Source organism: Zooshikella harenae (assembly GCF_018837975.1).
In the GTDB taxonomy this organism is placed as follows: Bacteria; Pseudomonadota; Gammaproteobacteria; order Pseudomonadales; family Zooshikellaceae; genus Zooshikella; species Zooshikella harenae.
In genome coordinates this window covers 24,047-49,765 of record NZ_JAGSOY010000029.1, presented here as the reverse complement: position 1 = coordinate 49,765, position 25,719 = coordinate 24,047, and the positions used below count along the sequence as shown (strand labels likewise).

At 39.9% G+C, this 25,719-nt stretch carries 30 protein-coding genes; 4 read left to right on the top strand and 26 right to left on the bottom strand.

The features are described from left to right. Nucleotides 1-20: 20 nt before the first annotated feature. Complete coding sequence (gene aroQ, locus KCG35_RS13345; protein ID WP_215820254.1) at nucleotides 21-539, bottom strand: gamma subclass chorismate mutase AroQ; 519 nt, start codon at nucleotides 537-539, stop codon at nucleotides 21-23. 989 nt (nucleotides 540-1,528) lie between these two features. Here aroQ and KCG35_RS13340 point away from each other — a divergent pair. Further along, nucleotides 1,529-1,822: a putative quinol monooxygenase gene (locus tag KCG35_RS13340; RefSeq protein ID WP_215820252.1), complete on the top strand. Its 294-nt coding sequence runs from the start codon at nucleotides 1,529-1,531 to the stop codon at nucleotides 1,820-1,822. 93 nt (nucleotides 1,823-1,915) lie between these two features. On the opposite strand, the gene yidD is transcribed toward KCG35_RS13340, so the two are convergent. From yidD to KCG35_RS13320, 4 genes are all read right to left on the bottom strand, one after another. After that, nucleotides 1,916-2,239 carry a membrane protein insertion efficiency factor YidD gene (gene yidD, locus KCG35_RS13335; protein WP_215820250.1) on the bottom strand — a complete coding sequence of 108 codons (324 nt, stop codon included), beginning with the start codon at nucleotides 2,237-2,239 and terminating at the stop codon, nucleotides 1,916-1,918. Between the two features lie 120 nt (nucleotides 2,240-2,359). After that, nucleotides 2,360-3,097, bottom strand: coding sequence for a hypothetical protein (locus tag KCG35_RS13330; RefSeq protein WP_215820248.1), 738 nt, complete (start codon nucleotides 3,095-3,097; stop codon nucleotides 2,360-2,362). A 17-nt stretch (nucleotides 3,098-3,114) separates the two neighbouring features. Continuing rightward, nucleotides 3,115-3,432: a hypothetical protein gene (locus KCG35_RS13325; protein ID WP_215820246.1), complete on the bottom strand. Its 318-nt coding sequence runs from the start codon at nucleotides 3,430-3,432 to the stop codon at nucleotides 3,115-3,117. Nucleotides 3,433-3,587: 155 nt separating this feature from the next. Then, a complete protein-coding gene (locus KCG35_RS13320; protein WP_215820245.1) occupies nucleotides 3,588-3,932 on the bottom strand; it encodes a hypothetical protein in 345 nt (114 codons plus the stop codon). A 270-nt stretch (nucleotides 3,933-4,202) separates the two neighbouring features. Between KCG35_RS13320 and KCG35_RS13315 the strand changes: the two genes are divergently transcribed. Next, on the top strand, nucleotides 4,203-5,105 hold the full coding sequence (locus tag KCG35_RS13315; RefSeq protein ID WP_215820243.1) for a hypothetical protein: 903 nt from the start codon (nucleotides 4,203-4,205) through the stop codon (nucleotides 5,103-5,105). 18 nt (nucleotides 5,106-5,123) lie between these two features. Here the strand turns inward: KCG35_RS13315 and KCG35_RS13310 are convergent, their stop codons facing one another. The 20 genes from KCG35_RS13310 to soxR all read right to left on the bottom strand — a co-directional run bounded on the left by KCG35_RS13310 (nucleotide 5,124) and on the right by soxR (nucleotide 23,003). Next, nucleotides 5,124-5,432 carry a gas vesicle protein gene (locus KCG35_RS13310; protein WP_215820241.1) on the bottom strand — a complete coding sequence of 103 codons (309 nt, stop codon included), beginning with the start codon at nucleotides 5,430-5,432 and terminating at the stop codon, nucleotides 5,124-5,126. An 18-nt stretch (nucleotides 5,433-5,450) separates the two neighbouring features. Then, nucleotides 5,451-5,783, bottom strand: a complete 333-nt coding sequence (locus KCG35_RS13305) for a gas vesicle protein K (protein WP_215820240.1) — start codon at nucleotides 5,781-5,783, stop codon at nucleotides 5,451-5,453. Further along, on the bottom strand, nucleotides 5,767-6,018 hold the full coding sequence (locus KCG35_RS13300; RefSeq protein ID WP_215820239.1) for a gas vesicle protein: 252 nt from the start codon (nucleotides 6,016-6,018) through the stop codon (nucleotides 5,767-5,769). The genes KCG35_RS13305 and KCG35_RS13300 overlap by 17 nt, the downstream gene beginning before the upstream one ends. Nucleotides 6,019-6,056: 38 nt before the next feature. Continuing rightward, nucleotides 6,057-6,389, bottom strand: coding sequence for a gas vesicle protein GvpG (locus tag KCG35_RS13295; RefSeq protein WP_255561970.1), 333 nt, complete (start codon nucleotides 6,387-6,389; stop codon nucleotides 6,057-6,059). Nucleotides 6,390-6,411: 22 nt separating this feature from the next. After that, a complete protein-coding gene (locus KCG35_RS13290) occupies nucleotides 6,412-7,191 on the bottom strand; it encodes a GvpL/GvpF family gas vesicle protein (protein WP_215820237.1) in 780 nt (259 codons plus the stop codon). Between the two features lie 74 nt (nucleotides 7,192-7,265). Continuing rightward, nucleotides 7,266-7,577, bottom strand: coding sequence for a hypothetical protein (locus KCG35_RS13285; RefSeq protein WP_215820236.1), 312 nt, complete (start codon nucleotides 7,575-7,577; stop codon nucleotides 7,266-7,268). Continuing rightward, entirely contained in the window at nucleotides 7,577-8,617 is a 1,041-nt protein-coding gene (gene gvpN, locus KCG35_RS13280; protein ID WP_215820234.1) for a gas vesicle protein GvpN, read from the bottom strand. Before gvpN ends, KCG35_RS13285 begins: the two co-directional genes overlap by 1 nt. A gap of 12 nt (nucleotides 8,618-8,629) precedes the next feature. Further along, nucleotides 8,630-9,301: a hypothetical protein gene (locus tag KCG35_RS13275; protein WP_215820232.1), complete on the bottom strand. Its 672-nt coding sequence runs from the start codon at nucleotides 9,299-9,301 to the stop codon at nucleotides 8,630-8,632. Between the two features lie 110 nt (nucleotides 9,302-9,411). Then, entirely contained in the window at nucleotides 9,412-9,630 is a 219-nt protein-coding gene (gene gvpA / locus KCG35_RS13270) for a gas vesicle structural protein GvpA (protein ID WP_215820231.1), read from the bottom strand. A 280-nt stretch (nucleotides 9,631-9,910) separates the two neighbouring features. Beyond that, nucleotides 9,911-10,279 (bottom strand): response regulator, encoded by a 369-nt coding sequence (locus KCG35_RS13265; protein ID WP_215820228.1) that lies wholly within the window; start codon nucleotides 10,277-10,279, stop codon nucleotides 9,911-9,913. Between the two features lie 29 nt (nucleotides 10,280-10,308). Then, the gene (locus tag KCG35_RS13260; RefSeq protein ID WP_215820226.1) at nucleotides 10,309-11,754 is read right to left on the bottom strand and encodes an ATP-binding protein; all 1,446 of its coding nucleotides are present in this window, start codon (nucleotides 11,752-11,754) and stop codon (nucleotides 10,309-10,311) included. Between the two features lie 159 nt (nucleotides 11,755-11,913). Beyond that, nucleotides 11,914-12,600, bottom strand: coding sequence for a GvpL/GvpF family gas vesicle protein (locus tag KCG35_RS13255; RefSeq protein ID WP_215820224.1), 687 nt, complete (start codon nucleotides 12,598-12,600; stop codon nucleotides 11,914-11,916). A gap of 3 nt (nucleotides 12,601-12,603) precedes the next feature. Then, nucleotides 12,604-13,398 (bottom strand): GvpL/GvpF family gas vesicle protein, encoded by a 795-nt coding sequence (locus KCG35_RS13250; RefSeq protein ID WP_215820222.1) that lies wholly within the window; start codon nucleotides 13,396-13,398, stop codon nucleotides 12,604-12,606. 43 nt (nucleotides 13,399-13,441) lie between these two features. Then, a complete protein-coding gene (locus KCG35_RS13245; RefSeq protein WP_215820220.1) occupies nucleotides 13,442-15,586 on the bottom strand; it encodes a CDC48 family AAA ATPase in 2,145 nt (714 codons plus the stop codon). Beyond that, nucleotides 15,579-16,106, bottom strand: coding sequence for an Hsp20/alpha crystallin family protein (locus KCG35_RS13240; RefSeq protein ID WP_215820218.1), 528 nt, complete (start codon nucleotides 16,104-16,106; stop codon nucleotides 15,579-15,581). The genes KCG35_RS13245 and KCG35_RS13240 overlap by 8 nt, the downstream gene beginning before the upstream one ends. Before the next feature lie 14 nt (nucleotides 16,107-16,120). After that, nucleotides 16,121-17,521 (bottom strand): sigma-54-dependent transcriptional regulator, encoded by a 1,401-nt coding sequence (locus tag KCG35_RS13235; protein WP_215820215.1) that lies wholly within the window; start codon nucleotides 17,519-17,521, stop codon nucleotides 16,121-16,123. Further along, complete coding sequence (locus tag KCG35_RS13230) at nucleotides 17,518-18,153, bottom strand: hypothetical protein (protein WP_215820213.1); 636 nt, start codon at nucleotides 18,151-18,153, stop codon at nucleotides 17,518-17,520. Before KCG35_RS13230 ends, KCG35_RS13235 begins: the two co-directional genes overlap by 4 nt. Nucleotides 18,154-18,907: 754 nt before the next feature. Continuing rightward, on the bottom strand, nucleotides 18,908-19,783 hold the full coding sequence (locus tag KCG35_RS13225; RefSeq protein ID WP_215820211.1) for an ATP-grasp domain-containing protein: 876 nt from the start codon (nucleotides 19,781-19,783) through the stop codon (nucleotides 18,908-18,910). Continuing rightward, the gene (locus KCG35_RS13220; protein WP_215820209.1) at nucleotides 19,755-21,113 is read right to left on the bottom strand and encodes a KamA family radical SAM protein; all 1,359 of its coding nucleotides are present in this window, start codon (nucleotides 21,111-21,113) and stop codon (nucleotides 19,755-19,757) included. The genes KCG35_RS13225 and KCG35_RS13220 overlap by 29 nt, the downstream gene beginning before the upstream one ends. A 1,449-nt stretch (nucleotides 21,114-22,562) precedes the next feature. Continuing rightward, entirely contained in the window at nucleotides 22,563-23,003 is a 441-nt protein-coding gene (gene soxR / locus KCG35_RS13215; RefSeq protein ID WP_215820207.1) for a redox-sensitive transcriptional activator SoxR, read from the bottom strand. 219 nt (nucleotides 23,004-23,222) lie between these two features. Here soxR and KCG35_RS13210 point away from each other — a divergent pair, with 219 nt between their 5' ends. Further along, entirely contained in the window at nucleotides 23,223-23,639 is a 417-nt protein-coding gene (locus tag KCG35_RS13210; RefSeq protein WP_215820205.1) for a VOC family protein, read from the top strand. Between the two features lie 84 nt (nucleotides 23,640-23,723). Continuing rightward, complete coding sequence (locus tag KCG35_RS13205) at nucleotides 23,724-24,284, top strand: NADPH-dependent FMN reductase (protein ID WP_215820203.1); 561 nt, start codon at nucleotides 23,724-23,726, stop codon at nucleotides 24,282-24,284. Nucleotides 24,285-24,509: 225 nt separating this feature from the next. On the opposite strand, the gene KCG35_RS13200 is transcribed toward KCG35_RS13205, so the two are convergent. Beyond that, entirely contained in the window at nucleotides 24,510-25,718 is a 1,209-nt protein-coding gene (locus tag KCG35_RS13200; RefSeq protein WP_215820201.1) for a metallophosphoesterase family protein, read from the bottom strand. Nucleotide 25,719: the final 1 nt, after the last annotated feature.

The window sequence follows — 25,719 nt, the reverse complement described above, 5'->3', positions numbered from 1 at the left end:
CTATAAAAAATAAACAGCGATTAGGTTTGCTTTTCTTCACTCAGTCTAATCTGTTTCAGACTTTCAAAAAGATAGCGTTTCTCAGCATCAGATAAACTGTCGTTTGAGGTCATCCGAATAAATTGATCCCACTCATTTTCTGTAAATGGCCCACTGGTTTCAAGCTTTTGTTTTATTAAGTTAATCAGCTTTTGTCCAAGTTTATTTAATTCTGGACGTACGTTTCCGTTCAAATCTTTCACTAACTGAGAATCCACCACAGGCTGATAAATCAGTGTTTGGGCGAAATATCTATATTGCACCAACTTAGCTGCAACCATTAACATATTAAAAAAATTCGCTAATGAGTCTTCATTTAGCCCGCGCTTATAAGCAACATATTTGCTATGCACTAATATTCGCTTTTCCTGTTGAATATCCTCAATAGGCTGATTGTTGTGTATTTTGTATAATGCAACGTCTAATACAAGTAATAACCGTTGATTAATGACACTACAAATCTCTTTCATCTCACTCATCTGATGACTAAACTCTTTCATTAGCTTCAACTCTAACATTACATTAATCGTCAAGTCTCAAAATCAAACTAGTCGATAATATTAACTATTCCGAAAACAATGAAAAACACTATTTAATTTTTTACAACTTTTTAACCTACACAATGCAATAACAATCATTAGCATCACTATTAACACATATGAGTCATTTCACTGCCTACTGATTAGTACAAGTAATTATGTATGACAAAATCAATCGCTTAGGAATAACACTATATTTTCATTACTCAGTAAAATTTATATATTCAATCATCCCAAAAGGATAAAGCTATACATGAGCACCTTATAGAGAAGAAGTTCACTCAGATAGCTAACTACTGGCATAAAGCCAAGTACTATCATCACTATCTCACAGATCAGATAATCACATGGGGAAACACCCAAAACAACAGTGACACATATCACAAAACCAAACTAGGTTAGATCATAACCAATCCTGAGTGCATCCCTTATAAGTAATTTCCGCAGGCACCTTAAAAGCCTCTCGACAGTTAACAATTGTTAATCCAGTTCAAGGCTTGCTAAACACCTACTCATAGGCAATTTGGTCCAACTTATACTCTTTTCTAGTTCAATTTGGCCTTTCATTAAAAATCGTTAATATTTCGAAACTTATACCCAAAACGAAGGGTTTTTAGAGGTGGCCGTCAAGCGATGAAGCCCAGGGCAAGTTTACTACTGTGAAACTTGCGGTAGCTACTTTAATTAATATAACAGCGCTGCTGGGCGGTTATATTAATAAGTGACTGGGGTGGCAGTTAAATGCTCCTGCATAAACTGCATTTCCACCATCCTTAGTGGTCAAGAGTGCCAACAACAAACCCTAAAAATGATTCGTGAAGGGTATATGCAATTTGTTATGTTGAATACTATTGAGTAAAGTAGATCAACAAAATGTAAACACTCGTATGTTAATGTTTTTAGTTTAAAACAAGTGTTTAGTATTCAGCTATCATCAAATGGGTAAAATAATGAAGAATATTGTTGTTATAGCAAAAATAGAGTCTCTACCAGCGCATTTGGAGTATGTCCAAAGTGAGCTATTTAAACTGGTTGAAGCCTCCCGGCAAGATGCTGGTGCTATTCAATATGATTTACACCAAAATATTAATAACCCATGTCAGTTTGTATTTTATGAAATTTGGGAGAATAACGTTTTATTAGATGTGCATGAAAAACAAGAACATTTAACCGCATTTATTAAAAATACTGAACAAAAACTAAAATCCATCGAAATCGAAAAACTACACAAGGTCGAAGCCTAAACTGAAGGACATCTCTAAATACACTCTATGAATTCCTCCCTGAAAGCTTGTTTGCCGCATCTTTGCGGCAAACAGTTTGTATAACAAGCGTTATTAATTTCCCGACGAAATATCCCAGGGTAAAACACAGCAGCCAACGGGCATATCTAAACAGCAATAATAAGGGTTGTCTTTTTTTCTTGGTTTTTTATCTTTTCTTTTGCTATCTTCTAGATACTGGCTGGCGTTAGCACAACGTAAAAACTGTTTTTTTATGTCTTGATAACCTTTAAGACCCCCTCGTCGAGCAATTATTTTGCTGACAGCAACAGAACAGGAATCACGCTTACTAAGTGCTGCATGAGCACAGCGGAATCCTTTATAGGGTGAAATATACCGCTGATAAAGTTTGATTAAATATAACACTGTTTGGCGCAAAAAGAGTTCCTTCAGAATATGCAGGTTAATAAACGTGTTACCTTTTTGGAGGAAAGTGTAACACGCTGACTCAAAAACATCGTACACTTTATAAATTAACCAAAATGTGCCAATTTCAGTTTAGTTAAGTATTGTAATCCCATCGGTTTGAACATCTGAAGGATCAGCGCTCTTTATCCAGTCAGTTAAATGCAACAATCGATAATCGTAGCTTTTATCGCCATCTAATCGCTTACAAAGTTGCCACATCTCTTTCCAGTTTAAAATCACCTCAACCCCTTCTTGAGTCACTTTAGGTAATTCTGAGCGATCTTTTGAATACTGTTTTTGATCAACAATGGTATCAATCGTTTCCAATACCGAGCTTAGCTCTTCTGCATCTGGCTCTTGAAACCAGGGTTGTTTTTGGGAGTTAAACGTAATGGGGATTTCATCTTTGATATTGACTTCTGCCCCTTTTTTTACCAACAGTTTATCATCTCCAGTAAAACCAGAATCACCCACGGTTTTCAGTTTATTAAAGCAAATTTCCATATCATCAAGTAAACCGTACTTTTCCAGTTTAAAGTCAAGGACTTTACCCAGAATACTTTCCCATTGTTTATTATCAACTGCGCCCATCGGGCGTAACCCATTTACTTCTTTGCCTGTTGGGGCTAAATAATGTAATGGAATCACTGCCAGGTAAATATCATAGTCACAAGATTTCTTGATCATACTGGTGCTGTTCTCCAAAGATTTTTTTATAACCTCCAGTATCTGCTGACGGTCTTCCTTGTTTTTACTGTTTAATAATGCCATTAATTCAGGAATATGACGTTTATCTTTGGTGTCAGATAAATGTGTGGTATCCGCCACCTGCCACAGAGTATTATCTAAATTGCATCATAAGGTACACGACGCCTTAAATCGGTATGATCAAGTTTGGTACTCCAGATTTCATAACGAAAACGCTTTTTATCTGCAGTGTGTGGTGGTTTACTCCAAATAAACGCCATACGCGGAGCATCATAGCTTTTGGTATCTTGCCAGACTTCATCCGCGAGTTCATAACCCCACTTGCTTTTCTTTTGCTGTGATGCGGTTTGCTCTTGTTTTTTGTCCTGATTAACAGACTTTGATGGCTCTTCTTGCTGACAACCTACCTGCAAAACCGATGCTGTCAGGGCAAGTGCTGTAAAAAACTTATTCATACCTATTCCATTGTGTTGTGCTGTATAGTTGGGGGCTGAAACGGATCCTTTTTAAGGATATGACCCTCCCATCAAATTGCATCTATTGTACGATTTAGGTTGTGCCAATGCTTTTACAGACCTTTCAAACTGTGGGGGTATCCTTAACAGTATGTTTATATTGGTTTTATTCTGTAACAGATGAATAACGTAATGTTAAACGGTTGAATAAAATCAAATGCCCAGAGTGATTCGCGAAGGGTATGAGGGAAAACACGACGAATAAGGCTATTTACTCCGCCCGTGTCAGAAGGCCATCCATGGCCTCTACCACTCACACTGCTCCCGGCAGTTGCTTCGCAAACAACCTCATCCATCGTTTTGCCCGCATTTTGCTTTAGGTGATGTTTTTTAAGGAAAGGGGGATGCCCAAATGAACACTTGTTGTATTTCGATGTAGGCTGGAGAGAGACAAAGGCTGGATAATGCTCGTCGAACTGTTTGCCGCAAGGATGTGGCAACCAAGCCTCCAGGGAAGGATTCACGGCGTGTTCGATGAGCGTTATCCAGCCTTTGAACAATGGTATTTTAGGAAAGTATTTCAAGTATTGAGCCAATAAGTAAGCACAATAACTGCTGCTTTTAATTTATTTTTGCTTTATTTTGTGGTTACTTTACTATGGGATTGCAACAGACAAAGAATAAATAATCTCAGCAGAACTATCTATTCTTTGCTTCGAACCTTTTGCGATAACCTTCAAATATTGGCATGGACAAGCCTGGATTAAAATATGCGTATTTCCACTTTAATTTTACTCGTTATAGCCAACACCGCTTTCGCCAAAATACAGTTCAATTGCAACGATACTAAAAATATTAATGCAAAAAAAATAGCAGAATACATCGAGATCATTGATACGCAAGAAATGTTGTCATCGCCCTCTACAGTATCAATACACTACCAGCGTTTATTTGAACGCTGCGTTCAGGACCGCCAACCGATTAAATCATTAAATAATAAAGCGTTGGATAGCCTTTTTCGCAGTATGATATCCATTGCTTTTTATACAAAAAATAAAAATCACGTGGACTACATGCGCTCTATTTTTGACGAGAAACTAACGCGTGGTGATCGAAATAAGGATGCCATTGAAAGAATGCATAGCGCCTATATAAGGGTGCGTCAATTTGAGCAAGCAAGGCAACTTGAATATGTATTTTCTGATATAGGGCTACCCATCACGCCGAGTATTGAGTTAATCAAAACGCACGAGCGTACACTACTGAGACTGGCCGACAATGGTAAAAAACTGATACAAGAGACTTTTAGTTTTCCTAAAGGTGGTTATGTGGTTGTCGTAAGCTCCCCCATGTGTGGTTTTTCACGCCGCTTTATGGAATGGCTACGACAGCAACCCAGCCTGTTCAATATTTTTGCCAAGCATTCAATCTGGATAACACCAGTGGACGGCTATCTTAATATAGAAGAGATGCAGAAAAGCAATAGACGAAATAAACCAATTCACATTAAATATACTTATTCCAGCTCAGACTGGCCAGAAATTACATACTGGGGCACTCCCACCTTATATTTTTATAATAATGGTGAGTTAAAAAAACAAATTATTGGCTGGCCTAAAGAAGGTCGAGGTCAGGAAGTTTTAGCAGGACTTAAAGAAATATCTTTGCTGTAATAATGAGTAATTATCAATTTAATGTGATGACTGATCAGCCAATTGTTGCTCAAGTTTTTCAAGCCTTTTTTCCAGTGGCGAGGAATCTTTATTTTCAAGTGTTCCTGGGGCAAATACGGGGTTACCGCGCCACCAATCCAGTCCCATTTCCACAGCCTTGTCCACGGAGCAGATCAATAAGCGGATTTCAATTGTCAATAATTCGACATCCACCAACTTAACACGAATATCACCACTAATGACCAAACCTTTATCCAATACCCGCTCTAACAAGTCAGCAACTGTTGTGCTATCCGTTGAATGAGTCAGCGATGGTTGACCACTCATTTTACCTACCTTTGAAAATTAGAAAAGCTTACCTAATGGCCCTAAATCTAAATTGAGATCATCATCATTCAGATTAAACACCTGCTTTAATCGATCAATTTCCTCCTGCTGTTGCATCAACGTCATACCTAGACGTTCAACCTCTTCTTCCGTTAGCGACCCCGCATCCATGCGCCGAATTGCTTGTAGCTCCATTAATTCATGCAGCAACTTAATCAACGTCAATGCCAACTGTGCTAAACCATTTTGTAAAGGTTCTCCCCCCAACGTCACCTTAACATCAGTGTCCGTTGGAGTGCTGTATCGCTGAGCAGAAGCAAAATCACCTGGTAACTCAGACAGCTTGGTCATACTGACTTCCTGTCCTCTTAGAAATTACCTGATGATCATTTCTTGTTTGGTTTGCAAAGATACGTCCTGTTTCGACTGATGTAATCAATGCCTGTAGACTAATATAAACTAAATCAATGTTAGCCACTGAAATACTAATATCAGCCACAACAACAGCACCTTTATTTAGAATTCTATCCAACGCCTCACATAATGAAATATGCTGCTGTTCTGCTTCAGTCTGAAAACGAGCCATTATCTACTCCACTTATATCCAAAGCTGGACAAGTCAGCTTAATCAACCAGCTCTTCTTCCTTCTCTTTAGTTGACGCTTGCTGAGCCGAATCTACTTGCTCACTTGTTTCTTGTAGCTCGTCGTCTTCAATTTGTTCATTCTCTTCTTCAGCTTCCAATTCATCGAGACGATTGAGCAACAACTCTTCCTGTTTATCAAATTCATCCTCAGTGATGCGATGAGTCTCTAATTGACGATAAAGCTCCGCAAGAGCATCCCGAATACGTTCACTCTCTTGGCCTTGTTCCTCCATCGCTTTTTTATGAATTTCGCGAAATATCCACATAACCCCTTTTGCCGGGGATAATAAAATGTCATCCAGAAGTAACATAATGCACCTCCTGTGTCTTACTTTAGATTACAGTCTGCTTCTGAGGACTTTGCAACTCTAATTCGACAAAACTATGAGGTGCCCACGGGCCAGTGTAATTAAAAAGATAATCATTATTAAATAGCTTTGATGCTTCAAAAATACCTTTTTCAAAATTATCTTGCTCATCTTTTTTAACAAGACATGAGAGGTTCATGACTTCATTATTTACTTTCGGTGTACCCACACTAATTTCAGTGCAATAATTCTGCAACACATCAACAACAGTATCCGTATACTGTTTTCGCTCTTCCGTCAGTAGCCGATCGAAAATTCGCCCTAACTCAATTTTTTCTGCACGAGAAGCCTCTCTGCCACCTACCATGATGCTATCTCTTGCTTCTCGTAATATTGGATGCGTTGCCACAAAATATTCATAGATATTATCTACATCCCAGGTTACACGGAGTCCCATTTCTACTTGTCCCCAAACCCGCTGCATCTGCTCCTTAATTAACATTACATTTGCTGACATTAACCCTTTAACAGCCATACTATTTTGTGCGACAACGCCAAAACGCATAGGCAACACACCATTGCATTGGCGCATTAGCTGTTCAAGGACTTCGCGGTGAGCCATAATGTTTCGACGATCAGGCCTCACTCTGCTTTTATCCAGATCACTGACAATGGCTGCGATATTATTACTAGCCAAACTATAAACCGTACTTTTATTTACCCCTCTAACGTTGAAAATACTCAAGTCAGTTGAGTCAACCAGCGCATAGATAAATTTATTTTTATTGCTGGATTGTGTACTCATTTTTAACACCCATCCTTGTCAATGATTTTGTTATACTTGACCTATCGTTAATTGCCTAATTTTATTCGAGCAATTTAGTATTTAATGTTGAAACCCTTTTTTTTCGCTGTTCGAGTAGTAGCGGCTTTCGCCACTTTTGATTGCGGAACAACATCGGCTGCCAGTAACAGTTCATTAATTTCAATGTTAATCTTTGCTAGACGCTGGTCAATTTCAGCCACTTTTTTTAAAGCAGCTTCACGCTCCAATTCTCGACGCCACCGTTCCAACTCTAAAGCACCTACTTGAAAATAGTTGATATAATGGCGACCATCACATCCTTTATGATGGGTAGCCGATTTTAAATTTGACAATGTTTTAGGTGGTCGACTTGTTTTTATGGCCACTACGTATCCCCCATCACTTTTTTAACTTGAGTAGTCAACGTCTTTTTTGTCGACGAAGCCCCCCCTTGTTTACTTCTATTTGTTTTTACCGATAAAGGAGGACATACCTGAGCAATAATTTGGTTCACCATTTTGTTAAATACAGAACAGCTTTCATGCTGGATTTTAGCGGTTTCCATGCTTAGAACGTCGTAGCACACATGATGAAAAAAGTGGTCACCACAACGAGGCTTATGTCCTGCTTGATGGAGAATTCGTGCGATCGCAATGCCCGCCCTCAGTGAAGGACGCACTTGGTGATCATGGTAACTCCGCAGCTCGCGTACAGTATCCACGACATAGGTCGCTTCTTTTTCTTCCAGTCCTGATTTTGCACAAATCACTTTCAGTTCTGTGTTACGGTCAGGATGATCCAAGCGCAAGGTGATCAACCGATCCATCAATGCATCTTGTGTCTTATGTGTCCCCGCATATTCCTCGGGATTAGAGGTAAAAATTGCCCGAAAGTTTGGGCTAACCGTTAAATAGCCCTCGCCAGCTGACCTTAACCCTGGGAGATTGAGAATGCCCTCAGACAGCACAGATAACAGAACATTATTTGTTTCAGGCCGAGAACGATTAAACTCGTCATACAACAACGTATCACCATTACGACAAGCTGTTGTCAGCCGATTATCAACCCAGACTTTACGCATTTCTTCCTGCGTTTTTACCACTGAGTGAATATAATTATCCACCAGTTTACTGCGATTAAAACCACTATTATCCGAACCAATCAGGTCAGAGGTATCAAACTCAGCATTACCATGAATTAACGTAACAGGTTGCCCCCACAGAGCTGCCAAATGAAAGGCCAGTGTCGTCTTACCCGTACCTGAAGGCCCAGCAATATGGACAGGATAACCACTATGAAGATACATCAGTGCACGCTCAACAATGGCATCAATATAAGGTGTGGAAACATAAGAATCACTGGCTTCGGGTATCACTTGGTCACTGTCTGATGTCATTTCAGTAGATACACCGTTTATCAAGCTCATGTTCGCCACTCCTTATTCAGTTTCAGGCTTATTATTTTTCTTGTTTCGACTTGTGGAACTTTGGGTGCGACGAGTACTTTCAGCTGGCGTTGCATTCACGTCTGCTGCCGTAGATTGCAACGTATTTCTGACATTATCAGCAACGCCAGTTAAAATTGATTTAGTCGTTGCTAACTCGTCCTGCAGCTGATCCCGAGCCTCAGTCACTTCTTGCTTTAACTGCTCAGCAATGTAGTCTTTAGTAATATTTTCTTGTGGTGAAACGCTTGCTTTATGCTGCACAGGCTTGTCTTTGTACACACTTGACTGATGTCTTTTTTCTTCTTCATTTAAGCGAAACTGACGAAAATGGTTGAGTTGCTGGTGAATCCCCTCACGCATATTGGTAAGATATTCAGCACGATCTGTTGCTCGTGCACGACTACTATCAACCCGCTGTTGTTGAAAATATCTCAACATTCTTGATACATCAGAAGCCAAAGTAGTGACATACTGCAACCTATCTCGGGCCTCACGACCACTTTTACTCAGACGCTGATCCTTTATCTGTTGCATACTTCGGTTTACCTGAGCACTAAGCTCAAGACTTTGATTTCGTATTTTTTTTAGTATTTCCTGACGCTGCTGTCGCTGCACTGCAATATCATGCTTCAGCTTGGTCATGTCTTTTGCGATTACACCCATATCACACCGCTCCTTAGCACTTGCTACAATCCAAATTGAGAAATGAGCAAAGGCGAACGCCCCCCACTGACGTATATCAGAGGGGGATGCTCGCTATATAAGCCATTTTATTATGCTGGTGCAGCTGCACTGGCGGTTAAGCCAATCGCTTCAGCGTATTTGAGATAAGTTTCAACAGAAGCAATAACTACACGAGCTTCAACAGATAATAATTCAATACCAACCAGTGATACTTTAACCCAAGCGTCAACCACAATACCTTTATCAAGGATGCGATCTACGACTTCAGCCAAGCCGGATGAATCAGTTGATTTTGCAACATTAGCCATTATCCATCTCCTTATTATGAGTAGGTGAAAGGTTCATAAGAACCTCCTTCTCTACTGCAACAGTAACGCCAATAACAAAATCTACTAGAGATGAAATTTAACCCTCTAAAAAATAAAAGAAAATATTTAAATCCCAAGGTAATATTTAATTTGACTCATTATTCATACACTGAAAAGTATGGTATTGACGCCATACTATGGTGTTTTCTCCATAGCAATTTATGGTATACGCACCATAATCTGAAATATATTATCGTGTAGCGCTACAACACTTATTAAATCAATAAATAAGTGCATTTAAAACATCTTCATTTCTAAATGGCTTAGCAATAAAACCATCAATAATGCCCTTTGATAAAGCGGTCGTAATCACAGGGTCATCACGATAATAATAACCTGTCAAAAAAATAATATGAGTATCAGGAAATATCTGTTTTATACGTTCAGCTAACTGTAAACCTTCAACATCAGGTAACTTAGCATCAAGGAAAATAAGTGGGTAATGTTTACACTGAACTTGTTCCATAGCTTGTATACCAGTATCCACCATAGTGACCTGGTAGCCTTTACCAGTCAGAATACGCTTAACAGCCCAGCACATATCTGCTTCATCATCAATCAGTAAAATGGCTGCATTCTCTGGCAACATCCTTTTATTCCCTTATGTCTTTTCTATACTCACAGCTTTGGCAGTCGTATGGTAAAACGGCTTCCCCAATCAGGACTGCTATCCACATCAATAGAACCCAGATGCTGCCGAACAATCGAATAACAAATTGACAAGCCAAGCCCTGTACCCTCACCTACAACAGAAGTAGTATGAAATGGGTCAAAAACCCTTTCCAACATATTACTTGGAATGCCTATGCCATTATCACTAACCTCAATAAATACCTCTGTATCTGATTGAAAAACTCGAATCGTTAACTCTCCGCCATTAGGCATAGCATTTATGGCATTTAAAAATAAATTCATAAAGACCTGCTGTAACAGAGTTGGCTCTCCTCGAACCATAATTTCTTTACCATCAAATTGCTTATTGACTGCAATTTTTTTTAGACGGGATTCATTTTCAATAAGCGTTAACGTTTGATGAATAACTTCCACTAAAGCTACCTCTGCCATATCCGTCTTAGTAGACGGTCGAGCAAACCGCAGCAGATTTTCAATAATGGCTGATGTTCGCTGAATACCCACACAAATTTTATGAGCACATTCTTTGCGAAATGTTTCTTCTAAATTATCTTCTAGCAAAAACTGGGCAGCAGAAGAACATACGGCCAATGGGTTACGAATTTCATGCGCAATGCCTCCCGCCATTACTCCAAGCGCAGCCAGTTTTTGCGACTGCCGTAATTGTAATTCCATTTTCTTTTGTTCAGTTAAATCACGCCCTACTGCAACCACACCAATCGTTTTACCGTGATCATCCTTCATCGGAGACAACACCCAGGATACTAAAATACTACTGCCGTTAGTTTTAATCAGAGGCCATTCAGCCGTTCGAGAAGAGTCTTCGGTCAGCATTTCTGCCAACATTTTTCGTACATCTGATTGATGAGTTTCAGCGCATCGCTCCAAAAATTGTGTATTTTTTACCGAGAAAAAATTAAAGCCCGTTAACTGCTCTGCCGCCAAGTTCCAAGTTAAAATTCGCCCTTCAATATCAATTGATAACACCATATCACTGGCACTGTTAACCACAGAAGCCAAGTGGCGCTCGACTCGTCTCACTTCTTCTGATAACCGAACTTGCTCGGTAATATCTTCAAGCAAGATCATAATTTGTGGGCGATGGCCTGCAACATTAATTGGTTGTAATGAATAGTAATAAATGCGCATGGGGATTCCTGGCGCACGATAGGTCATACGTTGACCATGCAGAGGAATTCCACTTTTGGCTACATCCTGAATACGACCTTCAATATCCGTATTTTCGAGAATGACCCGAGGAATAACTTCTGCCAACGGCCGGCCCAATGTATTGCTGGCACTACGACGCCCTTTTTCCAAAAAATTCCGATTTGCAGACTGAATACGGAGTTTATCATCCACTACCAACACTGATGCCTGAATAGCATCCAATAAAGCATGGTAAAACAGACTATTGTAATCGTTATCCATAACATTCCTTTTTGCTGTCTTTACCTTTTTACCACTGAATAGTTAGATAAATGCTTTTAGCACTACAAAACAATATCCGTATGCTGTCATTAATTGCTTAAAGGGCACCGCTAAAAAATCACTATTTTTAGAAGAGCCCTTTAAGTAAAAAATAGGAGGCTAACAATGAACAAAACTATAGGGTGGCCAAGGTCCTGTTACTTGCCAGTCTGGCTTATTCGCAAGGACCTTTTTTAAAGTCATCTGAAAGCGTGATAATTGATTTCTTGGCACTAAGTAAACAATGGAAAGTGTACGCTGAACCAAGCGCGAGGACACTTCACTAAGACAGCATCGATAACACCCTGCTACTGCATTTTCTAATTCAGCTTCCGCCAGTACTAACTGATCAGGTCGGTATTTTTGTCGACGCCACTGTAAATAGGCCAAACCTGATGCAGGACGTGTATCTTGTTGGTCCTTATCTATGGGAATGCTCACCCCCATTTCTACACAACCTTGTACCTGCCTTAGCCATGTCAGGTACTGCTCAGCCTGTTTTTCCAGTGTATTTCGCAATACATCTTCATTAGCTAGTAAGCTGCCATAACGAATTGGCACAATATCTCTTTGCTGATGAATATCAGCAATGACCCTTCCATAATCCAATACCGCTTTCTGATCTATTGGTAGCTGACCCACCTCTCTGACTAACGCGGCTAGTTGACCTTGTTGAACCCAAAATAACGGTTTTTGCGGTGTAGCACAGTCACTTTCAACATCGCTATTGGGTAATGGCAATGCATTTAAGGATAAAGCTTCACGACACGCTTCATTACTAACGACCCCATAAAGCAGTAATGCCACAATTTACTCCTCTGCATCACGGCAAAAGCTATAAGGTGGCCAGGGACCTTTACAACTTAGATCTAACCCATATTTTTTGGCTTCTTCTTGCTGCGCAGCTAACCCCGTGAAGAAAGATTGCTCATGCTGTCGCTGGACTAAAAAAGCCCAGTTCAACACCTGCTGATCCACTGTTTGTCGTTGGCGATCATAAAAACCATGCACATTAACTGTCAGTGCAGTAGCTATCCTATCCATTTCAGTGGCTAACCAACGATCGGTACTTCGTTCCAGTTCCCGTCTTAATCGCTGAACCTGTAAGTGACGACGACCAGGGGAGTCGGAAAGATGAGTGGGTGCCTGCTGTAAAGCCTCTGCCAGGCGAACATCAAGCGCAACAGAACGATCTAAGATTCCTTGCACCCCCCACTCACGACAAGCTGCGACCCGTTTTAAACAATTAGCTATCTTTCGACGCTGAACCAGCATCGTGTCCATCAGTTTTTGAAGAGAAGAAAATAACGAGCCAAACGTTACCGGAAATACATCTCCTTGCACCATAAGGGCTTCCAGCACTGCATCATGGCGCTTTGCATTTTGTGTCAACCACTGAACATCTTGCAGCTGGGCCTCTCCCTTAGGCCCAGTAAAGTCATGGGCTTTTACTTTACTGATATAGGCTGTTAAACCGACATGTGTGCAGCTCATTACAGGTTGATATTCATTCAATCCATATAACTCAGTGGGTACAGGTTGAGCACCTGATTGAAAACCATAGAGGTATAATGCTTCATCAGGTGCAAGTTGAATCACCTGCATTAGGCACTCCTTTTGCGACAGTCTCTGGTGCAGGATTAACTTACTAAGGTAATGATTCTTCTTCTTTTACAGGAAATACCTCTGCCAGAGCTGTTTCAAAGTCTTCAGCAGAAATCGTTATCTGTAGATCTTCTACTTTGCCTGTTGAGGACGTCTCCACTGTTCGCCGAATCGCAAACAGTGCCGCACGATTACATACTGCCGCTAGCTCAGCACCACTGGCTCCAGGGGTACGAGCTGCCAGTGCTTCAGGTTGAATACCTGCCGCTAATGGTTTATTGCGCAAGTGCACTGCCAGAATCGCTTCCCGGTCTTTTTGATTCGGTAACTGCAGCGAGACAATTTCATCAAAACGTCCTGGTCGCAACATCGCTGAGTCTATTAGATCAACACGATTCGTTGCCCCCATTACGAAGACGCCTTTAAGTTCTTCCAAGCCATCCATTTCCGCTAAAAACTGACTCAATACCCGTGCAGAGACATTAGAATCCGCTCCTCCTGCATGACGGGCTGGAATCAGGGCATCCACCTCATCCAGAAAGATAATGCAAGGTGCAGCCTGGCGTGCTGTATGAAATACCTCCCGAACCCCTCGCTCTGACTCTCCCACATAACGAGACATTAGTGCAGGACCTTTCACCGAAATGACATTGACGCCACTTTCATTAGCTACAGCCTTAGCAATCAAGGTCTTACCGACGCCTGGAGGCCCTCCAAGTAATAGCCCTTTGGGTGGTTGCACTCCCGCCTTTTTAAACAGTTCAGGGTATTTTAATGGCCACTCAACGGCTTCTACCAATCGCTGCTTCACATAATTTAGCCCACCCACATCGTCCCATGAAACATTGGGCACTTCGACAAACACCTCCCGAATGGCAGAAGGCTCAACATCCCGCAAGGCACAAAGAAAGTCATCCATTGAGACAAACATTTGCGAGAGTTGTCGGTAGGGTAATTCTGCTAGATTAAAGTCAATATCTGGCAACAGCGCTCTTAAAGCACTCATGGCTGCTTCTCGACAAAGTGCTTCCAAATCCGCACCCACAAAGCCATGAGTCAGATCGGCCAAGTGATCTAAATCCACTTCGTCCGCTAATGGCATACCACGACTGTGAATTTCCAGTATCTCTCGTCGTCCATCCCGATCAGGAATAGGAATACTAATCTCCCGATCAAACCGGCCGGGTCGTCGCAATGCTGGATCAAGGTTATTGGGCAAGTTCGTTGCCGCAATCACAATGACATTGTTGCGCCGGGTTAAGCCATCCATTAATGCTAATAACTGTGCAACTACCCTTTTTTCTACATCCCCTACTACTTTTTCGCGATGTGGGGCAATCGCATCAATCTCATCCAAAAAGATGATACTGGGACCTTTACGACTGGCTTCTTCAAAAATTTTACGAAGATGGGCTTCACTCTCTCCATAAAACTTATGAACAATTTCTGGACCACTGACAGAGAAAAAACGAGCATCACTTTCCTGGGCAATAATACGAGCGATTAACGTCTTACCGCAGCCAGGTGGTCCATGCATCAATACGCCTTTGGGAGGATCAATACCAAGCCTGGCAAAAGCTTCAGGGTAGCGCAGCGGTAACTCAATCATTTCCCGTATACGATTAACCTGACGACGGAGTCCACCCACATCTTCATAAGACAGTCGTTGTGTAGTATCCGTACTCTTATCAACCGCTTGCCCCACTATTAATGTCGTCGTTGGATGAATAACGACAGTTCTTCCTGGGGAAACCTTTTGCACACGAAAGTCAGCAGAACGGCTTGCAAACAGGGACACTCGAATAAGATCTCCCTGACGCACAGGTAAGCCATCTAATAAACTGCCGATATAATCCATATCTTTTGGTTTAGGCGTTACTGTTGTTGGTGTAAGCGTAATTTTATCCGCTGTCACCCACGCCACTGACTCCACCTGAACTTTTTCTCCCAGCCCTACGCTGGCATTGGCTCGAGAGATACCATCAAGCTGAATCACACCCTGTCCACGCATATCTGGATAAGCAGGCATCACTCGAGCAACAGCACTACCTCTGTCACCTTTAACTTGAATAATATCGCCAATTTTTACCCCAAGCCGTTCAATGTCCAACGGGTCAATTCGCGCATTGGCTCTTCCCACATCTTTAGAGAGTGCTTCAACGACTTTTAAGCTTATTGCATCACTCATTGCTTTCCACCCGCTTTTTCAATAACACCTCTAAAATCCCATTATTACACTGGGTGCTAATACCCTCATTGCTGCACTCATGTGGTAGTAGCAACTCCTTGTAATACTTTTTACTGTCTTTTTCTGCATGGATCGTCAGCACATCGCCATGAAGATTTAATGTCACATCATTTGGGCCAATACCAGGTAACTCAGCAATAATCTGAATGATGTCACCTTCATCAAATACATCTACAGAAGGCTCAGCAGTTTCTCTCACTGCTGACTCATTCATGCTTGATGTGTCTTCTTCCTTGTCAAAAGGCGTCACTTGTTGTTCATCTTCGGTAAGCCCTACTTTGACCGAAACACCATAGGAGCCTTTAATATCTCGACCATCATGGGTTTTACTTTCAAATTCACCACCTTGCTTTAACTGTTCACCTTTTTCTGCCAAGTCTCCTAACTTTTCTACTAAATCTCCCAACCCGCGCAGAATGCCCTCAACGCCACCAACCGACTTATGTTTTTTATCACTCATCTTCTTTTCTCCCCTCAAATACCTAACTTTTTGAGTTTGGTATGAATGGTTTTATAGTCGATATGAAGCAGACGAGCTGCCTCTGCTTTATTGCCTCCCGTTTGATTTAACGCCTGTCTAAGAATGGCAGCTTCAAGTCGTTGTTTATAATCGGCAACCATTTGTCTGAGTGATCGCTGTCCAAGCTCTATGGGTAAGTGTTGAGACACTTGCACCTCATCATCAAGGCAATGATCATCCTTTCGAAGCCTGATATCACTCACATCCACTTCTCGTGTCACATTCAAAACAGCCCGTCTTATTACACCACGCAACTCTCGTACGTTGCCCGGCCAGGAAAAATCCAACAATTTTTGTTCTGCTTCCGGCGTAAACCCTTTTACGGATTTATTCAATTCTTGGTTACATTCTTTTAAAAAACGGTGAGCTAGAAATAGAATATCGTCACGACGCTGACGAAGACTTGGTAAACGCAAGCTAAAATCATTAAGACGATACAGCAGGTCTTCTCGAAAATGGCCTTCCCTTTCGGCCTGTTCTAAATCCACATTACTGGCAGCCAATACCCGGACATTGATAGGTATATCTCGAACTCCACCAACCCGGCGAATTATCCGTTCTTGCAGTGCCCGCAATAACAAAGCCTGTGCATTGAAGGAAAGGTTAGCAATTTCATCCAGAAACAACGTACCACCATTAGCGGCTTCAAAGCGTCCACATTGCTGCCTGTCAGCACCGGTATAAGCACCCTTTTCATGCCCAAAAAACTCATTCTCCATTAAGCTTTCTGAAATTGCCCCACAGTCTACCGCAACAAAAGGACCTTCAGCGCGTAAGCTATGATGATGTATATAACGGGCGATAAGCTCTTTACCCGTACCAGTCTCACCCTGAATAACTACAGAATAGTCGGTGGCTACTACCCGTTCCAGTTCTCTACTCAGTACATTTACTTCAGTACTTGGTCCCATCAATTCAGATAAAGACTCACCAGGTTCGCACTGCACAGACTGTTTTGTATTTTCTCGTTCTACATCAACTGACGCCTTATAACTGGATAACGCCTGATTAACCGCCAAAATAAGTCGCTGATTTTCAAAAGGCTTTGGCAAATAATCAAAAGCCCCGGCTTTAAAAGCACCCACAGCATCCAACACACCCGCATAAGCACTTATCACAATCACGGGTACTTCATAATGAAAACTTTTTATGGCTCGTATGACATCTAAACCACTCTTGTCGGGTAATCTCACATCCAGTAAAACGGCTGCAGCCTGACGATTAGCCAACCAGCTTAAAGCAGCGTCACCATCATGAACAATACAGGTTTTCATGCCCTCTCGGTTTAAAACCATAGACAACATCTGGCATAGATCACTGTCATCATCCACAATCAATATCGGCTTTTGCATCATTTTGCTGTTCCCTGACTCGCTTCAGGCCTGCCAATAGGATAGATAATCTCAATATCACTGCTGAGTTCTGCTTCAATACAGTGCATCATTCCTAAAAAAACAATACCAACCTCACCAGTAGCCAAGGTGTTATTAATTCTTTCTGCAACAAACTGATCTCGCTTTCGTAAAATTTCTGCGGCAGCTTTACCATCGGCTATTGATTGCCCACCTTGCTCCATCACCCGTTTAGCCAAATGGTACTCCTCCAACAATAAATCAGGAGACTCTGTACCCATCACTTGCGCTCCGTTATCCATCAGATGCTGTACAATGGCATGATTCCGACTGCCCTGCTTAACTAAGTCACTGACGATCTGCAGCTCATGGTCACAAATAGGTAATGCATCCTGGTAAATACGCACTGTGCTTTTACACGGTAAAAGTGACAACGCTTCCTCTTCCACCAAATCCCAAAAACGAGCAATCGATGCTATATGGGTATGATTGTCTTTAGATTTATGTTTTTCCTTAACATGAGAGGCCAGACTACCCATATCCTGAACAGTATGAACAATAGGAAAATAAAACAAACGACGATTTTGCGCTTGAGGCCTTATTTCTAGTGATGCGCTACCATTTTCCTCACTCATCGAAGACTCCCTATATAAAGCAGTACCATTCACGCTGAATTTTTGCGAAGGGTATATAAGACTTATTGTTATAGTTTAAGCATGAGCATTTAGCTAAAAATCTCCAATGCAATACTCATTAGTTAACAACATAAAAGAGAATAACACCTATATCTAATACTAGACTGAAGCTGCAAACAAAAAAATGCCCCCGTGTAAAAAAAAAGCAGCATTACTGATAAATTTTAATGCATAATAAATTCATAAGAGCTAAACAAAACAAATTCCATCAAACAAAAACACTTAAACAATAAAAATTAGATTTAAGCATTTTTTTATATACTCATAAAATGGTATATATAAAAGTCAACTTAGCTTTTTAAAAACAGACATCCTAAACAACACTGAATATCACGAGACTGTAAAAGATTCTGTGTAACCGCCTATTCTTAATGTTAACAACGTATAAGGATAGGCCATTATGGTGACTCAAAAAGGTCAGCTCTTAATAATGATCTAAGCTTTATTCCTATTGGAAACATAAGGCAGATATATATTGCCGCTAACTTAAATTTCCCAACTGAAATCAGTTCAAAAATTTCCAAAGCGATAGATAAAATAAAATCAAATGGCAAACTACAGGAGATCTTGAACAAGTGGGAGAGATAATATAAAGTTTAAATTCTCAGGCCTTAAAAGACCTGAGCTGCGCACATCCATTTAAATAAACAACTGATGAGATGACCGCTTATAGATTATGAAATTAAATCTATGATCACACAGTTTGTTCATAATTCCGCGTTACATTAACATCATTATATTGTTTATTGGCTAACAGCTGTTGAAAGATATTTTCATACATTTGTATAACAGGATACTCTCCATTAAACTGAATAAAGTGGTTAAAACGTGCGCCAGAATTTAGTTCAATCAGAAAAAGCTTACCAGTCATATCTCTAATGATATCAACCCCGACCATGTTGGCTGGTATATGCCGAAAGATAGGCTCAATAAACGTCTGTAGCTCTTGTAAAAGTGATGGATCAATTATATGTCTTGAACAACCACCAGGTAAGTTCCAATAACCCGCTTTAAAGTTTTTTTGGTCAGTATAACGCTCGTAAGCTAAAACCAGTTTTTTGTTAAAGAAAACGGCCCTATACTCCTCATGAGTATGGACAAATGTTTGGGCTAAAGCAACGTAGTCGTATGAATTTGATTTTTTGTCAAAAATAGTTTCTAAGGCAAGAAATAGTTCTTGCCTAGTGTTACAAAGAAAAACATTTTTTGATAATGCACCACTATTTCTCTTTATTATCATCGGGTAAATTAGCTGTTTCTCAATAGACTCAACCATTTTATCTAAACTATTAAAACGTACATACTCTGGGTAATTACCAGCCACACTAAAATCTAAAAAACCCAGTGTTTTGGGCATTTTAATAACATTTTTTAGTATGTGATAAGTATGTTCCTTATCCAAACAAATTTTCCCTACAGACTCTGAATTAAATGGCGTGTAGCTTTTTTGGAACAAATAATGTTGATCTGGAAGTTCTACTCTAATGAGATTACCATCATAATCAAGTTGTGAGAATGGAATGTTTAAATTATTTAATGCTTTAGTAAGACAAACTAACTGGGGTAACATCTAAACGCTTCCTTTTACTTGATTGTGGTTTAAACGCATTCGATTCGAAAAAAAATTCCTTTTTCCCAAAGGCTGGTATTAGTTCATCAAACCAGCAAGCTCGCTCATCATATTTAGCGAAAAAAATCTTATTGCACCAGTCAGGCGTTCTACTTTGAAGAAATTTTAGCTGTATTATTTTTTCACCCGCAATTTCGTCTATGCCTTCTATGGTAATTTTACCAGGGGTCGCAGACATCGACGGGCCTCTAACCGTCCGCGCAAGCCCAGATACATCTTGATAAGCATCTCTAAATATTTCAAAAGCCTTTACTAAAGGTGTTTCAAAATAGGCTTTAGGGCCTGTATCTCGTTCAATAAACATATAATAAGGAATCATGCCAAGTTGAACTTGTGTTTGCCACATTTTTTTCCATATGCCAGCATCATCATTAATATGCTTAAGAATTGGAGATTGGCATCGAATATTCGTGCCTGTAGATAAGATACGTTGAACTGCTTTGCGTGTAGCCTCAGTATTTAACTCTTTCCAATGGTTAAAATGAGCCATAAATGCTAAATGCTTGCCAGACCGGTTTACATCTTCAAACAGCTTTAAGTACTTATCAGCATCCTGATCGGAGATAAAACGATATGGCCACAGTGATAACACCTTGCTACCAATGCGAATATTTTGGATATGCTCAAACCCTACACCTAATAAAGGCCTGATAATTGATTCAATTCTTCGAAAGTTCATGACCATAGGGTCTCCCCCAGTAATCAGTACATCTGTAACTTCCTTATGTTTTTTTATATACTCAAAGAAACTTGGAGACTGTTTACTTGCAAATTTTAAATTGTGGTCTCCAATGAATTGTGGCCAGCGAAAGCAAAAGGTACAGTAAGTAAAGCAAGTTTGACCAGCAGCAGGAAATACTAACACCGTTTCTTGATATTTATGCTGGATTCCAGGTATTGGAATGCCTTCCAGTGTTGGCGTATTATGTTCAAGTTGTCCTGATGGATGTGGGTTTAGTTGAAGTCGGATTTGGCTAATCAGGTATTGAAGCTCTGTTGCACTAGCCTTACGCCTAATGGCATTTTCAACGCTTTTAAACTGTTCTGGAGAAAGAAAATCGCGCTGTAAAAAGCTCAGTTTAAACATTGGATCATCAGGCACTTTCGTCCAATCAATTAGTTCATCAACTACATAATTATTCAGACGGAAAGGCAGTACTTTTCCTACTACATTAATCGCATACTTTAACTCCTCACTCAATGATTTTACCTGAGGAATACACTCAAAATTATTAATACTATAATATTTAATTCGCTGCTCTTTCTGCATCTTGATTAACAAATCTTAGCCCACACTTATAATTAACTTATATTTTTATACTTTCTTGATGAGCAGGATGTTGACTTAAATCAGTTGATAAAGCCTACATAATTTAATAGATCAGATTAACCAAAGGGCGCCTCTAAAAATAGTTCACAAAGCGGCTTACTGCTCAATCCCTAAGCCCATTTTATTCTCTTCTCCTAAAAGCAAATTAAACATTGTACAAAAATAAATCACTCATATTTTTTATACCAATTACAGGTAAGGATGATATAGTATCTTTTTCACCATAACTTGGCAAAAGTCTATTCCCTTAATTTGCTTTCAATATAACAAAAAACTAATATGTTATACTTCAACGATTGTCTTTCAGACTGATTGCAGGGCAATTGCATATAAAAATAGTTTGTGATGAGTATAGATTGTGCCAATGCAGCACATGAATTAATTTGTCCCTCCCGCAGTAGAAGACCATCCCTGGTCTCTACTGCTCACGATGCTCCCAGCACCTGTTTCACAAACCAATTCAAGCGCTGCAAACCCACATCTTGCTATACCTCAATCATGATTAAATGAACACCTGTGGTATTTCGATGTACGACAGTGGTAGACAAAGGCTGGATAATCCACATCGAACTGTTTGCCGCAAGGATGCGGTAATCAAGCCTCCAGGGAAGGATTCACGGCATGTTCAAAGGGCGTTATGTAGACATTGGACAGAGGTGCTGCTTACAGTTCCACTAAATACATACTCTGACAACAAATTGAAATGTTTCCGCTCACTCAAGCTCAATGAAACGCTTTAAAACTTATTTCTCTATTTATCTTGATGTATAACTCAGAAGATTCTAGCCTTCAGGTGATGTTCAACTGACAGACTAGTTTTTGAATAAATTTTGATCGTATCTTATACCAAAACTAGTGTTTGTTTACTGTTGTTTAGCTTCTTCATTTAATCTATATCACATCATGATGAGAGAAAACACCTATAAACATTTACTCTTATTCCTGATAGTCCTTCTGCCTGCTGTAGTATATGCTCATGGACTCTCTAGTGAGATGATTCTAATTCTTTTTCTTATGACTTTTGGCCCTGCTATTCTAGGATTTATCTCACTAACTATTGGTATTGTTAAGAAACTAAATAACAAACCATATAAACAATGGTTCGTTATATCTATAGTGTGCTTTATTGTGCAAGCTATCATATACGCAGCCTTCCAAATTTACTAAGTATATTGAATAAATACTCATATCTACACACTAGACTCCAATAATCTCTGATTTAATCATATTTACAAAAAAGACTTTCCTTATTTATACTGCTACCAAATCAGCCTTATTTAACCAATTCAATACAGATTTAGCTGATTATGTATGCATCATTTCTGTGCAACGAAAATCTCTACACATGATACTCGCCATTTGCAAAGAGACACTGTCTCTGCAGCTTTCTTACTTCCTATCCAGAATCACTGGACCACTACCTCTCACCGCCAGTTTGTCATCCTCATTATAAATTGGACATTTTTCCATCGATAAACACCCACAACCAATACAACTAGTCAAAGAGTCCCTCAATCGCTCAAGATAGGCAATACGCGCATTGATATCATCCCGCCATCTGGCTGATAACAACTGCCAGTCTTCCATTGTTGGTGTTCGACTATCAGGTAAAGCAGCAAATGCATTTTTGATCTCAGCTAAACTAATCCCCATCTTTTGTGCAGCCTTTATCACCGATATTCTCCGCAAAACATCACGCTTGTAACGTCTTTGATTACCTGCATTACGCCAACTACGAATTAACCCCTTCTCTTCATAAAAATGTAAGGTACTTACCTTAATCCCACATCGTTTGGCAACTCTGCCAACACTCCAAGTCGCTTGCTCCATAGATCCTCCAAAGTTTTTTGAAGAATAGTGAAAAAAACGCTTTACCTCAAGTTAACTTGAGGTTTTATCCTATAAGTACACAATGTGAAGAACAAAAATCTGAACCAACAAGTAATGACATAACTATTAAGAATTGTGGAAATCTGGACGAATTAACGTTAAGTATTCAAATAAACAATACATAAACATTAATTCTCATTTATCACAGGAGAAACCAATATGTATCTTGAACATGTCAACCTGGTTGTATCTGACATCCCTGCTGTATTAGCTTTTTATCAAGCAGCATTTCCACATTGGAAAATTCGAACAGAAGGTAGTGGTCATTGGAACAGCAAACCTCGAAACTGGCTACATTTTGGTGATGATTACTACTACATCGCATTTAGTGATCATGGTGAGGGAAAAAACAGAGATTTAGAAGCTCATCAAGTTGGCCTCGCCCACTTTGCCTATGTCACCAATAATATTGAGGCCACAATTTCCCGTCTCAAAAGTGCTGGTTTTGAAATTGCTAAAGAGGGTGTTGAAGAGCCTTACCGAAAAAATGTGTACTTCATCGACCCAGCTGGGTATGAAGTAGAGTTTGTTGAATACCTTAGCGACATACCAGAACAAAGAAACTTGACAAGGTAATGTTTGTTGGTGGTGCATACAAAAGATAGCACTACGAAGCTACGTATGCACTACAAGCAAAACCTAAGAGAAAAAGGTGTACTTATGAAAGTTTTAGCATTTTCAGCCAGTAATAGTAAAAACTCTATTAATCGACAATTAGCGTTGTATACAGCTGGCCTGATCGATAACGCGACAGTAGAAACACTGGATATTAATCATTACGAAATGCCACTATTCAGTGATGATAGAGAAAAACAGCTCGGTATTCCAAAAGAAGCTAAAACCTTTTTCAACAAGCTTGCTGCAGCAGATGCTATCATAGTCTCTTTTGCCGAACATAATGGCACCTATACAGCCGCTTTCAAAAACCTATACGATTGGACCTCTCGAATCAGTAAAGCAATATTTAGTAATAAACCAACGATTTTTCTCGCTACATCACCAGGTTCAAGTGGAGCCAAAAGTGTTCTGGCTACTGCAAAAAATTCAGCTTCATTTATGGGAGCTAATCTTAAAGGTGTTGTTTCCGTTCCAAACTTCTTTGATAATTTTGATATTGAAAATAACTGTATTATTAATCCAATATTTGAAGCCAAAATAAAACTGGCTCTAAAACAACTGGTTAATTCTGTCATAGCTGTTCCAATGATAACTCAGATTTAGCAGGGCTATCGCATATAACTTTACTTTTATAAAAGCCATTTTCTAAAACACCTTTGTCCAACGTCGGCATAACGCCTTTCAAACACGCCGTGAATCACTCCTGGAAGCTTATTTGCCGCATTCTTGCGGCAAACAGTCCGATGTACATTATCCAGCCTTTGTCTATCACTGACGTACATCGAACAATACAGCATTTAACGATATACCCTTCGTAGGACTAAATCATCATAATCCCTTATTTTCAAATCTCACATCACCATTTTCAGCAATTAGCTTTTCACTCAGTAATTGCTCATTCAAAGTAATATAGGCAAAGCCATTAAGGACACGTAGTGGAATATCAGGATCATTGGCAGACTTATTTTCATACCATGCTACTGCATCTTCTCCTTTTAACAGCGTAGCATCTCCATAGGGAATAGATCCGTGGCCAATACAACGGCCATAAAATTTTCCTTTTGGTTTGTAAGCTATTGCATTGTGTAAATGCCCCCAATACCAAAAATCAGGTTCACGACCAAGACCTTCAATCACACTATTATAGACCGCACCTTTATTTACGCCTTTGATATCATATCCTTCATGATGTGAAAGCACGATAATCCGTTTATGATTTGGCAAGGTTTTTAACCAATTAATCTGTGTATCATCTAGTTTTCCTTTTAAGTAAAGGTCTTTGGCACTAGCGTGATAGGCTGTATCTAATCCTACAATCAGCCAGTTACTGTTTTCTAAAGCAAAATAACTACATCCCTTTTGCTTAATAAATCGTTTGGCTAAAGCCTGCTCAAAATAAGGAATAGCACCACTGTACATTTCATGGTTTGAGTTTAAGGTAAATGCACCTTTAGAGCCCATTGGCCATAACTCAACCAAATTATTTATTTCTTGCTCTTTAGTACCTGCATAATAGACATCACCAAGGTGTATCGTGTAATCAGGATTAAGTTTAGCCATTTGTTTACCTACCAACGAGCTTGGTGATTTCTCACGCCAATTTCCCGTTCCCCAATCTCCAGCAACAGCAATACTTACTGTATCAGGAATTTTCTGGCAAACGGGGTTGGTGTTAAATGGTGCTTTCTGGTCAAAATGCAACAGTAGTTGCTCAATTGCTTCTGCCCAGTCAGGATCGAGTAATTCCCACTTTCCTACACCTAATAGTTCACCATCAGGATGCACTCTGGTGGTTAATTCTTCTGCCTTATGTGGAAGCTCTTTTAAATCATCAGGAACTTTATCCAGTAAAGCTAAGGCATGTGCAAATTCAGAGCCATTACTCGATACATCTTCCCCTTTTATAAGGCTGTCAATATTTCTATGTATTTTTTCAAAAGATGCCAGCAATGAATCATGAGTATTTTTATCCACTCTACTTTTAAAAGAATCATAGGCATTCTCAATTCTATTTTTGAGGTATTTTTCGAAAGGCATG